The sequence below is a fragment of the Marinobacterium jannaschii DSM 6295 genome (assembly GCF_000620085.1).
GTDB classification, from domain to species: Bacteria; Pseudomonadota; Gammaproteobacteria; order Pseudomonadales; family Balneatricaceae; genus Pontibacterium; species Pontibacterium jannaschii.
Window position 1 is genome coordinate 136,335 of sequence record NZ_KK211066.1, and the last position, 13,219, is coordinate 149,553.

Sequence of the window (13,219 nt, forward strand, 5' to 3'; positions counted from 1 at the left end):
ATGACACACCTTTGGACAGGGTTATCAAGGCGAACGGCATCGGCAATCACCGCCCTTATTCTGACTCTTTTTATGACCAGCCCGGCCAGCGCACTGACCGAAGCCACTTACAAAGATCAGCGCAAACAGTTTCAACAGGCACTTAAACTCCTGCAGCAGAAAAAGCTTACCCGGTTTGAGAAAAAACAGGCGGCCCTGAAATCCTACCCTTTACATGGCTATCTCGAGATGGCCTTCCTGAGCAAGTATCCGGAGAAAGCCAGCCAGGCCCGGATCAACCGGTTCTACAAAGCCAACTCGCCCAGCCCGCTGCCTGCCAGAGTTAACAGACGCTGGCTGGATTATCTGGCGCGAAAAAATCACTGGCGCTCTTACCTCACAGCCTATCGCCAGCATCCCGATCGCGCCGTTGTCTATCAGTGCCATCAGAAGACCGCGTTATTAAAGACCGGCAGGCGTGCAGAAGCCCTCAAATCGGCCCCCTCCCTGTGGATGGTCGGCCACTCCCAGCCTGATGCCTGCGATCCGCTATTCAAAGCCTGGATGGCAGAAAAGAAACCCCGCTCCGAGCAGGGCCTGAAGCGCTACTGGCTAGCCATCGGCCAGAACAACCTCGGACTGGCGAAATACCTTGAACGCTATATCACCAAGGCACCTCACAAGAAGCAGGTCACGCTGTTCAAGAAGATCCAGAAAGCCCCGAATAAGATCCTTTCTTCAGATCCGAAACAACTGTCTCCACAGGCCCATTCGGCACTGTATAGCTATGCTTTCAAGCGATTGCTGCGTAAAAACCGCCAAAAGACAGCTGAAACATGGCTCCAGTATCGCGCTAGACATTCGCTGCAAGGCAAACAGCGTAGCGTTATCGATCAGCTGATCAGTCGCCGCCTGGCTGCAAACTACGACCCGAAAGCGGAAGCACTGATCAGTAAGATCGATCACGATTACAGCTACCCTGATATCACTGAGTGGCGTATCCGCAATGCCCTGAAAGAGCAAGACTGGAAAGGCGTTGCCCGGCTAATCGGCAAGCTGCCTGAAGAGTCACAGAAGAAAGACCAGTGGGTTTACTGGAAAGGCGTGGCTTACTCCCAAACCGCTAAGTCAGGTATCAAGCCGGCTACACTGTTTGGCGACCTGACCAAGGAACGTAGCTTTTATGGCTTTCTTGCGGCCGAGCTGAGCGAGACCCCTTTCCAGCTTAATCAGGCCAAGGCTGCAGGCAATACAACCAGCATAAAACGCCTGTCTAAGATCGCAGGGTTTGCGCGCGCGCATGAGCTATATCGCCTGAATCGCAAGATCGAGGCGAACCGCGAATGGCGTACGGTCTGGAATAAGCTGAACGAAGATGATAAGAAAGCTGCCGGCCATCTTGCTTTGTCATGGGGATGGCATCACCGCGCGATTTTCAATGTCGTTCGTACGCGCCACTGGGACGATCTTGCCCCTCGCTTCCCACGGGCCCATGAAAAATTGTTCCGCAAGCACGCGATTAAAAACAGGATTGACCGGACCTGGCCACTTGCCGTCGCCCGCCAGGAAAGCGCTCTTTCACCGACAGCCCGTTCTCACGCCGGTGCCCGGGGCCTGATGCAGCTAATGCCCAAAACCGCCAAACGTACAGCCAGGAAGCACAAAGTCCGTTACCGGGGTGTTGCCGACCTGTCCCGCCCTGAGGTAAACATCGCACTGGGTACCGCTTACCTGGGTGAGATGCTTAACAAGTTTGGTCAGAACAGGGCTTATGCGACCGCCGCCTACAATGCCGGGCCGGCACGGGTATCTCGCTGGCTAAAAGACCGGGGGGATCTGCCGCTCGATATCTGGATTGAGACCATTCCGTTTAACGAAACACGCCGTTATGTGCAGAACGTACTGGCATTCAGGGTGATCTATGACCGCATGGCCGGTAAGAAAGGCAACCTGCTGACCAACGAAGAGGTCGACTCGCTGGTAATAAACCAAACCCAGGGTACAACCCTTCGCCCGCTATAACAGACCGGGGCACTGGCAGCATTGCGGCCAGTGCCCACGCCTTTACGACGCCCCGCAATCGTAGCGCTGACCGGCACCCTTCACCCAGCTTTGACGCACGTTAAGGCCTTCATCCAGAACCAGCAGATCTGCCTGATATCCGGCTGCGATCCGGCCAATTCGGTTATCAGCCCCTAATGCCGCGGCCGGATAGAGCGACGCCATCCGCAGCGCCTCTTCAAGCGAAACCCCAAGCCAGCTGACTGCATTACGCACCGCCTGATTCATGGTCAGATCCGAACCGGCCAGGGTACCATCGGCGGTTGTAACCCGCCCTTCGGCACGAAATATAGGCTGCCCACAGAGCTCAAGCTCACTCTGCTCCGAGCCTACCGTGTGAACCGCATCAGTCACCAAAAATACGGAGCCTGCGGGCTTAGCCCGGAGAGCCACTTTCAGCGCCGCTGCATGTACATGGAAGCCATCAGCGATCACCCCACACCAACTGTGATCAGATAGCAGTGCAGCGCCTACCACGCCGGGTGCCCTGGAATTTAGCTGACTCATTGCATTATAAAGGTGGGTAAACCCCGTCACCCCTGAGACCAACGCCATCCCGACCTGTTCGAAGGTCGCATCACTGTGGCCAATTGCCACCACATGACCCAGCGCAACCTGCTGCGCTATCCATTCACCTGTAACCCTCTCCGGAGCGACGGTGAGCAGCACCGCCGCGTCCGAGGGCAGCGATGCCAGCAGCTTGGAAAATTCAGGATCCGGCTCACGAAGCACAGCCGCATTATGTACCCCACGCTTGGCCTGACTAAGGTAGGGCCCCTCCAGATGCAGACCAAGAATCCCCGGTTCATCAGCGCTACAGGCGTCAGCAATCGCCTCGACAGCGGATATCATCACGTCAAAACGATCACTGATCAGGGTCGGCAACATTGATGTAGTCCCAAAACGCCGATGGGCAGCAAATATCGATCGCAGCGCGGCAACATCAGGCTGATCATTAAACAGCACCCCGGCACCACCATTGACCTGAAGATCAACAAAGCCCGGCACCAGCATCTGCCCCTGCAGATCGATCAGCTGATCCGCATCGGGACCTGTCGCCTGAGGGCCGACCGAGACGATTTTGCCGCCATCAACTACGACACAGCAATCCTGACAAAACTGTTCCCCGTCAAATACCGGGCCGTTGTAAAAGCAATAACGCATCCAGCTACTCTCCCGACAACCGCTGACGCGCGAGCAACCAGGCGCCGGTGAGCGCATCACTCTCGGCGTCGACCAGCATTAAGCTGAGCTGCGCATCTAACCAGGGCCTGATCGCTTCCGCCAGACCGCCCAACAGAGCAACACGCGTCACGCCCATCGACTGCAACCGCTGCAGATAGCCGTCGATATCGTCAGCCTGCCGCCGCAACAGCTCTTCTGCAGCCAGGTCCCCCTGAACTGCATAGGCGAAAACCCGCGGCGCATATGCCGCATAGTCAGCCGGCCTGGCCCTTATATGCCATTCCACAAGCTGTGCAGGCTGATGCTTAAAATCCTGCATCACTGCATATAGCAGCGGAGATTGCTCAACGACTCCGTCGTACGCCAGCAAGGCTCGCTCCAATAAGCGCAGGCCCAGCACAGCTCCGCTGCCCTGATCTGAAACCGGGAATCCCCAGCCACCGAGGACGCGGTATTCTCCGGCCTGATTCACGACCACACAGGAACCGGTACCCAGAATCATCACCGCCCCCTCCTTACCGGAGTGGGCACCAAGGCAGGCCGTGTAGGCATCACTTTCCACCACCAGATCACGGAACGGATGCGGATACTGTTGCACCCGCTGCCGATCTGCGGGACTGACAACACCTGCCAGCCCGACCCCGACCCGCATACGGCCCAGGTTCTCATCTGACATCCCCGCAGCGGACAGCAGCTTACGCAGTGCGGTATGGATCGCACCATATGTGACATCGATGCCCAGCTGAAGATTAGCACTGCCTGAATCAGCCTCGGCGATAATCTGCCCCTGCGGATCATAAAGCCTCAACCGACAGCGCGTGCCACCGCCATCTATCGCCAGCCAAAGCGCATCACGTTCAGACATTTGCATCCTGTATTCCCGGCAGACTGAAAAAGCGGCGGGCGTTTGCCGAGGTTTGTGCTGCCAGCTGCTGCGGCGCAATGTTCAGATGAGCAGCGATACGCTGACAGATATGCACCAGATTGACCGGCTCATTACGACGTGTCTTAGGTTTGGGCTTCAGGTCCCGTGGCATCAGGTAAGGTGCATCGGTTTCCAGCATCAGCCGGCCTGGGGGAATCTCAGACAACAGCGGTATAAGATGTGCGCCGCGTCGCTCATCACAGACCCAGCCCGTTATACCGATATGAAGATCGAGGTCCAGATAGCGATAGAGGTCACGCTTTTCCGCCGTAAAACAGTGCACCACCGCCTCGGGGAAATGATCCCGGTAATGCTTTAGCATCTCGAACACCCGCTGACCCGCATCTCGCTCATGCACAAACAGCGGCATCGCCAGCTCGGCAGCCAGCTCGATTTGCGCTGCAAAAGCCTGCTCCTGCTGCTCCGGTAACGAGAAATTACGGTTAAAATCGAGCCCGGTCTCTCCGACAGCACACACAGCCGGCTGCAGGCAAAGTGACTTCAGGGTTTTCAGCGACGAAGCGGCGTAATCCTTGGCATAGTGGGGATGTATACCCGCAGTGGCGTAGCAAACCCCGGGGTACTGTTCCGCCAGCCGCAGCACCGCTTCGCTCTCGGCTTCAGTCGTACCGGTCAGGATCATCTGCCCGACACCGGCCTCGACCGCCCTTGTAATCACTGCTTCACGATCGGCATCAAAGCAGTCATCCGCCAGATTGACACCGATATCAACAAGATCTAACGCCTCAGGCACAGTTTCACTCACTCTGAAGCCCCTGTAGAAACTCAATCAACCCGGCCTGGTCAAATGGCCAGCCAAGCTCCTTACCGCTGGTCTCATCAACCAGCACCGGTATGCGAACAGCGTAGCGATCCATAAGCCCGTCATCATCGGCAATATCCTGCTCGTCAACCTGATATTCCGCCGGATTCATGGTGTGTATCAATATCTCAGCCGCCACCTCGCAAAGGTGGCATCCCAGGGTACTCATCAAGGTGAGCTGTCTCATCAGTAAGGCCCTATCAAGAACGAATCCGTCTATTCTACATTGCCCCGCACCGAGACGGCAGATCTGCCGCCACTCGCGGCCAAAAAGCCGTTTTCCGCAAGCTGTACTACACTTCATTGCGGCACTGCAAAAACCGGACTTTACCGACACCTGCCAGCCAGCAACTGCGCGGAGGGCGACCAGCACAGACTGCTATATGAATGCAATATTTGTGTGAGACTATGCTCAGATCAGACTTTGGAACCGATTTTAGTCACACATTAGTCGCATCAAATGCGGAACGACTTGTCATCAGGCTATCAGGTTACATAAGCTGGTGGTGATGCTTTTTGTATATCCGGTACCGAGTGACCGGGTAGTTAGCACCTTAGCGCCATACCCGCCGCAGCGTCAGCTGCCCGGGAAACTGACAATAACAATAAGAAACAGTACCTCTTGAAAAAGAGCCAACTACAGCATTACGTCCGAAACACGGATTGAGACGATGAAAGGCGATTTTTAAATATGGATACAAACAGCAGCATGCTTAACAATCCTCAGGAATTTGTCGACTACCTGAACACAGAGACCCAGAAAGTTCTGGAAATGTACTCTACGTCCGGTGGCGACGATGTATTCCGACAGCTAGCACAGTCCTGGACCGAGCTCGCCACGCGCTCATGGGAAGACCCCACAGTCTGGATCAGAGCTATCACTGACTATCAGCAGAGCCAGCTGAATCTTTGGCGCAACCTGCTCACCGGCAACACATCTGAAACACCGGTAGCAGAACCCGCCCGGGGTGACCGCCGCTTCCAGTCCGAGGAGTGGAGCAAAAACCCGATTTTCGACTACATCAAACAGTCTTACCTGCTGAGTTCACGACTGATTCAGGAAATGGCATCCAACGCCAACCTGTCTGAAAAGGAACAGAAGAAGCTCGAGTTCTACACAAACCAGTATATCGATGCACTGTCGCCAACCAACTTCGCGATTACGAACCCCGAGGTGTTGCAGCAGGCCCTTGAAACCAAAGGGCAGAGCCTTGTCGATGGCCTGAAGAACCTGCTCACGGATATGGACAAGGGCCGGATCTCGATGACCGACGAGACCGCTTTCGATCTGGGCACCAACCTCGCCAAAACCGAAGGCAGCGTCGTTTTCGAAAACGATATGTTCCAGCTGATCCAGTACAAGCCGCTGACCGAGCAGCAGTTTGAGCGCCCGACGCTGATCGTTCCCCCGAGCATCAATAAGTTCTATATCCTCGACCTGCAGGAACACAACTCTTTCGTGCGCTACTGTGTCGAACAGGGGCAGACAACGTTCCTCATCTCCTGGCTGAACCCAACCGCCGAACAGAGCGACATCAGCTGGGATGACTACGTTGAAAAAGGCGTACTGAAAGCCACTGAAGTGGTCAAATCAATCTGCGAGTCAGACAAGGTCAACGCCGTTGCATGGTGCGTCGGCGGTACTATCCTGGCCACTTCGCTGGCGGTCATGGCTGCGCGTAAGAATACCGACATTGCATCCGCCACCTTCTTTACAACACTGGTGGACTTCACCGATCCAGGTGATATCGGCGTATTCATCGACGATCAGCAGGTCAAACAGCTGGAAACCAAGGTTAACAATCAGGGCATATTGCACGGTCGCGAACTTGCAACCTCTTTTAATATGCTGCGCTCTAATGACCTGATCTGGTCCTATGTGGTCAATAATTACCTCAAAGGCCAGACACCGCCTCCGTTTGACATCCTCTACTGGAACAGCGATTCAACCAACCTGCCTGCCAATATGTACACCTTCTACATCAACAATATGTATGTAGAAAACAAGTTGTCAGAAAAGAATGCGCTGACCATCTGTGGCGAGAAGATCAATCTGAGTAACATCAAGATCCCGGTCTACTTCCTCTCCACCATTGAGGACCACATCGCCCCCTGGAAAGGTACCTTCAAAGGCACTGAACTGATGAAAGGCAGTGTTGAGTTCGTACTGGGAGCCAGCGGCCACGTCGCCGGCGTGATTAACCCGGCATCGAAAAACCGCCGCAATTACTGGGTTAAAGGCGAACTCGGTAAAGGTGCCGAGCACTGGCTGGAGTCAGCCGAGCGCAAAGATGGCTCCTGGTGGCCTCACTGGGCTGAATGGCTGAAGCGTCGCGCCGGCAAGAAGATGGATGCCCGCGCCGATTACGGTAATGCGACCTTTAAAGCGATCGAACCCGCTCCAGGCCGTTACGTTAAAGTACGTCACAGCTAAGCACGACGCCGTTACAGCGGGAGGCACTCTGGCAGTGCCTCCCGCCTCTCCCCGCACCGACTCTCCCATCGCCTTCACGCCCCAATCCGTGCATACTTGACCTTCACTGGATGAGTGCAGCCTGTAACCTCTATTGGCAACATCAGCTGACTCCGACATCAGGGTGATAGTCGCCCGCACCTGATTACCTCTGCCGAAGCCATATGACCACAGCCACTCCGATTTCAACTGAATTTCGTGCACTACTCGCCCTCGCCCTGCCCATCGCAATGACACAGCTGGCCCAGCATGGCATAGGCTTCGTCGATACAGTGATGGCAGGACGTGCGGGGGCTACTGAACTGGCCGCCGTCGCACTGGGCTCCAGTCTGTGGATTCCCCTTTTCCTTGCCTTAGAAGGCCTTCTTATGGCGACCACGCCTCTGGTTGCCCATGAAGTCGGGGCCAGCCGCCCACAGCAGGCCGCAGGCATATTCTCCACGGCAACCTGGGTTGCACTGGCATGCGGCATCATCGCATTCGCATTCCTGAACAATTCCTCGGAAATATTTGTATTAATGGGTGTAGAGGAAAGCCTGAGGGTTAAAACCGACGCTTATCTGTCGGCCATCTCCTGGGGTTTTCCAGCCTTTATGTTTTATCAGGTGATACGTAGCTTTTCTGAAGGGTTTGGCCGCACAAGTCCGGTTATGAAAATTGCCGTTATCGCCTTAATCTGCAACATCCCCCTGAACTACCTGTTTGTGTTTGGCAAACTGGGCCTGCCCGCGATGGGAGCAGAGGGCTGCGGCTGGGCATCGGCCCTGGTGATGTGGATCATGCTTTTCTGCGGTAGTTTTTATCTCAAACGCACCCGTACATTTCAGGCATGCAAACTCCGGGAGAACCTGCGCCTGCCGGAATTAGAGGCCACCAAGCGCTTCCTGCGGCTGGGTATCCCGATTGGTATCGCCCTGCTGATTGAAGCCAGCATGTTTGCCTTTATCGCCTTGCTACTGGCGGATCTGGGGGAGAATGCCATAGCAGCACACCAGGTCACTATCAGCTTTACCGGTATGACCTTTATGATCCCCCTTAGCATCGCAATGGCGATTACCATTCGCACGGGTCAGCGCCTCGGCGCAGACGATGCCGGGGGCGCCCGGCTGGCGGCATATAGCGGCCTCGCGATGACATTGGTATGCGCCTTTATATCTTCCGGCACAATGCTCCTGCTCAACCAGCAGATCGCCACGATCTATACTGATGCAGCTGCTATTATCACCGTGGCCGCAGAACTGATTACTATCGCCGCGATTTTTCAGTTCTCGGATGCAATTCAGGTTGCCTGTGCAGGTGCACTTCGCGGCTATAAGGACACCTCCACGCCGCTGCTTTTCGTCTTTGTCGCCTATTGGGTAATTGGCTTGCCTACCGGGTATATTCTGGCCAAAACAGACCTGCTGACCGCCCCCTCGGGACCTCACGGTTTCTGGATCGGCCTGATTATCGGGCTCACCGTGGGCGCTATACTTCTGTTATCCAGAATGATTCGTATGACCAGAGTCTCCCGATGCACAAAGCCTGCCTGATCCTGATTGGCCTGATACTGCTGTCCGGCTGTAGCAAGGATGACCCGGAATCCATGATGAGCGACTATATGTGGCGTGTCGCCAACACTCTCGAAGCCGATATCGACAACGATCTCAGCTATCTGGATCCCCTGCCCCTGTTTCCTGCGCGGAGAGATCGCATACTTCCCGTCGAAGAGGTCCGACAGGGGCTTCTGGAAGTGCTGGACCTTAAATTCTGCAACATCCTGCCCCTGATCGCAGAGCGAAACAGCTCGCTTGGCAAAGTGATGCTGCCGTCCAAACAACTGGCCTATGAGTTAAAGTTCTTTGCCGCTATTCGCGACTGCAAACAACGGGCAGAGAACAGCAAAGCGCTGGACGCAGAGCCTGAACTGCGTCAGCGCATTGCCGAGATCTACCGGGTTAAGCGCTCTAATCTGCATAACACTTTATGGAACGGAATCTATACAGCACGAGAGGTCGAGCTGCAGTTCACCACCACAGCAGAGCCCCTGCCACTCAGCGCAGCCTCGGGCTATGCCGCTGCAAGTCGCAGCATCGGCCACCTGCAACTCCTCAGTAAAGCACTTCACGACCCGGAACAGTGGCAACTCCCGCCATTCCTGGATTCGCTGGAATCAGATTACGAGACACTCAACAGCAACCGTTTCGGGGGCCAGGCTCTGCGCTCACTCCAGCTGCTAACAACCACGATGGAGAGAACCAGCACCGCCATCGAAAGCAGACTCGCAGGTAAGCCGCTGTGCTTTAAAGGCCATCAAACGCAGAAAAGCACCATCCTGAATAACGTCTTTCAGCAGCATTACGCCAGGCGTTTCCAGCCATATCTGGCCAGAGTGGACCGCGAAACGCGCGCCTGGATTGCCAGCCAACAAGCGCTGCTGGCTAGCTTTTCCCCTCCTCCTGCGATGAAAAGTTATATAGAGAAGATATATGGTGAGCAAAACAGCTTATTAAGCAGATACCAGCAAGCGCGAAAGCAACATATCAAATCATGGCAGGCACTGCTCACCCAGTGTGGAATGATGCCGGGCAGCCGCCGGACAGACTGAGCACTGACCCTGCCCCCGAAGGCCACTGGGTTTTGCGGACAATAAAAAAGGCGATCTTTTCCAAGATCACCTTTTCTAATACAGTTCTGTGGTTACTTTCGTGTAACCAGCGCTTCCAGCTTGCGACTGAAACGCTCTTCCTTCTCTTTCGCCTTTTGCACTTCACGCTGCTTCTGACGACGATTCTGATTGATCTCTTTCAGCTTTTCCTTAGCGTACTGAGCTTCCTGTTCAGTCACCAGACCGGAAGCTGCGCCGTCTATACCGATACGCTCGGCACCTTCCCGAATCGAACGGTAATACTGCGGAGAACGCACATAACTGGCGAGCGCGCGCTTGATCTTGTTCTTAGCCAGCTTATCGTCGGCCACCAGGTCTTCCTGGATGCCGATTTTCAGAGGGCGGACATTTTCGCGGCTAAACACCGCCGGGTAAGCTTCCATTAGCTGCTGCAGAGCGGCCATGTTCGCTGCGCGGTTCTTTGATTTGGTCTTCGGATTAGGGGTAACTGCGTCGTTCACCTTATTCGCCTCAGTTTGCTTAGCTCGCTGCGCCTCTTCAGCACTTAGCATTTGATCTAACTTATCAACTACCTGATCGGTTTCAGCACAGATCTGGTCAATATCCGGGGTCATTTATCTACTCAGCGCCCTTGCGAATGAAATACTCAAAGCGCTCACCGTCTCCGTCCTGCCGCAGCAGATCGTGACCGAGAAACGCGCAAAACTTGGGAATGTCTCGTTGGGTCGAAGGGTCTGTTGCGACTATGTGCAAGACCTGACCCTCGGTCATATCCCGCACTTTGTTGTGCAGCAACATGACAGGCTCCGGACAATAGAGCCCGGATGCATCCATTATATGGTCAACTTTTATATCGGACATTTCATTACTCATACTGCAGTAGGCCGGTATTGTCGCAAAATACGTGGCCCATAAAAAGCGCCTGTCGCATCAAAAGTCGCATTTCTTAGATTATTACGCCATCATTATCCTGAAGACACCCGCAGTAGATAGAGAAAGAGGACGTCATCATGATTCGTGTAATTATCGAACGCCAAATCGCGGACGGATTAGCCGAGCACTACGACAGAGCAGCAAGAGATACCCTGCAAAAAGCGATGCAGGCCCATGGATTTATATCAGGAGAAGCCCTGCACAACGCCTTTGATGAGAATCATCGCGTCGTGTTGGCAAGTTATCGCACCGTTGCCGACTGGCAGCGCTGGGCCGCCTCCAGCGAACGTAAAGAGATAATGGAAGCACTGACACCGATGCTCCAGACTGACGAAAAAATCACCATACTGGAGCACTAGACAAGCATCAGGCAAGACAGCTCGCCTCAGCCTCGGCTGAGTTCATCCCTGTCTTGCCATCCCTGTCGTCAATGGACCAACAGAGGTTACAAAACCCCGGTGCGGTACAGGTGAACAGTTACCTCCTCACGATTGTGATACAGCTGCTTCACCCTCATCTGATAGGGAATCTCAAGCTGCTCCAACTGGTCAGCAATCAACCCCAGACAGCTGACGGTCTCAGCATATCGCTTCTTCATTGGCAGTTTTAGATTAAAGATCATCTCCCTGCACCAGCCCTGCGCTAACCAGGTCACAGCCATCGAAGCGGTCTTGACCGGCTTATCCACCACATCACACACCATCCAGTCCACCGGCTTTTCCGGCTCAAACTGGTACGCGTCTTCACGCACATGCGTCACCTGGCCTGATTCCATCAGATCTGTATTCATCGGCCCGTTGTCGACCGCCGTAACAAACAGACTGCGTTTAACCAACTGCCAGGTCCAGCCACCCGGTGCCGCTCCCAGATCCACAGCCGTCCCCCCCATCCGCAATCGCTCATCCCACACTCTGGCTGGCAAAAACCAGTGCCAGGCCTCTTCAAGCTTGAGGGTCGAACGACTGGGCGCCGCTTTCGGAAACTTCAATCGGGGGATACCCATCTCCCATGGCGCCGAATTACTGGTCGCGGCATATCCCACAAACATCTCACTGCCAGACAATGCAAACAGCATCAGGCGCTTTCGATTACCCCCTGACTTGCTACCCAACACACCCGCCTTGCGCAGGTGCTGAGCCAGAGCCGACGAAAACTTGCGACAAAAGCGATTCATTTCACGCCCTTCAGTGGTGTCGGGGTGTTCGACCCACACCTCGCTGCAACCACCAATTCCTTCAATCAGAGGACCCAGTTCCGCAATACGATCACGCCCCTCGAGGGTAACCGGGGGACGCGCCACCATCCATTGGCGTATAAAAATAAGGCTGAAAAAATCCAACTGCTCCAGTACTGCTTCTGCCGCCCCCGGCTGAGGGATGATAAATTGCACATAGCCCTCTCCTTCAGCCAGCTGGCAATAACCGTAATGTCCCGCCTCTGCAGCACGATCCGTAATCTCTGCAGCCGCTTCCTTCTCAAACCCGGACCGACACTGCAGGATCAGACGATCAAAATCACTCAACGAATAAACTCCTCAATACTGGCAACAGCAGCGTCTAGATGCTGCGACTGCACGAAACCGCTCGATTTTCTGGGTTTCAGATCATGGTCACCATCTTCCGCCCAACAAAGGTGAACCGACGATGGCAGGGCATATTCTAACACTTCCTGGTAACTTCCCAATTTATCGCGCGTACCCTGAAAGATCAGTACCGGTTTATCAATAACACCCAAGTGATCGATTCGCAGCTTTTCCGGCTTACCCGCAGGATGGAAAGGGTAGCCAAACACCAGCGCCCCCTGTACTCCGGCCAGATCCAGACAGTGGGTAGCAACTCGCCCGCCCATCGATTTTCCGGCCAGCCAGGCAGGCACACCGTCATCAAACTGCTCAACCAGCTGCTTGTAGTGCTCTATCAGCTTGGGCAACCGGTCCGGCGGACGCTGCTTCCCCTCAAGACAGATCCTTTCCATGTAAGGAAAATTAAACCTGACTACCTGAAAGCCCGCTATCACAAGCCGCTGGGCGACATCCTGTAAAAAGTCTGATTCCATTCCCGCTCCGGCACCATGCGCCAGAAATACCCGGCCTTTACCGGGCTCACCCTGGATAATCATTAACCACCCTGATCATATTTCAGCCATTTTTTGCGCTTGATCTATATCAAGTAACCTTCATATAGAAAATGCGCCCCTTTTATTGCAAAGCACGACAAAAGTATCAGGCAATAC

General features: G+C 54.6%; 13 protein-coding genes. 5 read left to right on the forward strand and 8 right to left on the reverse strand.

Translation table 11 applies throughout. The annotated features are described in order from the left end of the window. Positions 1-72 precede the first annotated feature (72 nt). Complete coding sequence (locus tag Q354_RS0119860; RefSeq protein WP_051560416.1) at positions 73-2,001, forward strand: transglycosylase SLT domain-containing protein; 1,929 nt, start codon at positions 73-75, stop codon at positions 1,999-2,001. Between the two features lie 42 nt (positions 2,002-2,043). Here Q354_RS0119860 and nagA read toward each other — a convergent pair whose 3' ends face one another. The 4 genes from nagA to Q354_RS0119880 are packed head-to-tail and all read right to left on the reverse strand — an operon-like array spanning position 2,044 to position 5,160. Further along, positions 2,044-3,204 (reverse strand): N-acetylglucosamine-6-phosphate deacetylase, encoded by a 1,161-nt coding sequence (gene nagA / locus Q354_RS0119865; protein WP_027859133.1) that lies wholly within the window; start codon positions 3,202-3,204, stop codon positions 2,044-2,046. A gap of 4 nt (positions 3,205-3,208) precedes the next feature. Then, positions 3,209-4,090 (reverse strand): BadF/BadG/BcrA/BcrD ATPase family protein, encoded by an 882-nt coding sequence (locus Q354_RS0119870; protein WP_027859134.1) that lies wholly within the window; start codon positions 4,088-4,090, stop codon positions 3,209-3,211. Continuing rightward, entirely contained in the window at positions 4,083-4,916 is an 834-nt protein-coding gene (locus Q354_RS0119875) for a TatD family hydrolase (RefSeq protein ID WP_027859135.1), read from the reverse strand. Before Q354_RS0119875 ends, Q354_RS0119870 begins: the two co-directional genes overlap by 8 nt. Then, positions 4,909-5,160 (reverse strand): glutaredoxin family protein, encoded by a 252-nt coding sequence (locus Q354_RS0119880; RefSeq protein ID WP_027859136.1) that lies wholly within the window; start codon positions 5,158-5,160, stop codon positions 4,909-4,911. The genes Q354_RS0119875 and Q354_RS0119880 overlap by 8 nt, the downstream gene beginning before the upstream one ends. A 504-nt stretch (positions 5,161-5,664) precedes the next feature. On the opposite strand from Q354_RS0119880, the gene Q354_RS0119885 reads away from it, so the two are divergent. The 3 genes from Q354_RS0119885 to Q354_RS0119895 all read left to right on the forward strand — a co-directional run bounded on the left by Q354_RS0119885 (position 5,665) and on the right by Q354_RS0119895 (position 10,033). After that, on the forward strand, positions 5,665-7,407 hold the full coding sequence (locus tag Q354_RS0119885) for a PHA/PHB synthase family protein (RefSeq protein ID WP_027859137.1): 1,743 nt from the start codon (positions 5,665-5,667) through the stop codon (positions 7,405-7,407). A 203-nt stretch (positions 7,408-7,610) separates the two neighbouring features. Then, positions 7,611-8,978 carry an MATE family efflux transporter gene (locus Q354_RS26615; protein WP_036230820.1) on the forward strand — a complete coding sequence of 456 codons (1,368 nt, stop codon included), beginning with the start codon at positions 7,611-7,613 and terminating at the stop codon, positions 8,976-8,978. Further along, positions 8,960-10,033, forward strand: a complete 1,074-nt coding sequence (locus Q354_RS0119895) for a DUF3080 family protein (RefSeq protein ID WP_027859138.1) — start codon at positions 8,960-8,962, stop codon at positions 10,031-10,033. Before Q354_RS26615 ends, Q354_RS0119895 begins: the two co-directional genes overlap by 19 nt. A 92-nt stretch (positions 10,034-10,125) precedes the next feature. Here Q354_RS0119895 and Q354_RS0119900 read toward each other — a convergent pair whose 3' ends face one another. Beyond that, positions 10,126-10,668 (reverse strand): ProQ/FINO family protein, encoded by a 543-nt coding sequence (locus Q354_RS0119900; RefSeq protein WP_084332684.1) that lies wholly within the window; start codon positions 10,666-10,668, stop codon positions 10,126-10,128. Between the two features lie 4 nt (positions 10,669-10,672). After that, the gene (gene tusA / locus Q354_RS0119905; RefSeq protein ID WP_027859140.1) at positions 10,673-10,915 is read right to left on the reverse strand and encodes a sulfurtransferase TusA; all 243 of its coding nucleotides are present in this window, start codon (positions 10,913-10,915) and stop codon (positions 10,673-10,675) included. A gap of 149 nt (positions 10,916-11,064) precedes the next feature. Between tusA and Q354_RS0119910 the strand changes: the two genes are divergently transcribed. Further along, a complete protein-coding gene (locus Q354_RS0119910) occupies positions 11,065-11,346 on the forward strand; it encodes an antibiotic biosynthesis monooxygenase family protein (protein WP_027859141.1) in 282 nt (93 codons plus the stop codon). A gap of 86 nt (positions 11,347-11,432) precedes the next feature. Here the strand turns inward: Q354_RS0119910 and rlmM are convergent, their stop codons facing one another. Beyond that, positions 11,433-12,509, reverse strand: coding sequence for a 23S rRNA (cytidine(2498)-2'-O)-methyltransferase RlmM (rlmM, locus tag Q354_RS0119915; RefSeq protein WP_027859142.1), 1,077 nt, complete (start codon positions 12,507-12,509; stop codon positions 11,433-11,435). Then, complete coding sequence (locus Q354_RS0119920; RefSeq protein WP_027859143.1) at positions 12,506-13,105, reverse strand: alpha/beta family hydrolase; 600 nt, start codon at positions 13,103-13,105, stop codon at positions 12,506-12,508. Before Q354_RS0119920 ends, rlmM begins: the two co-directional genes overlap by 4 nt. Positions 13,106-13,219: the final 114 nt, after the last annotated feature.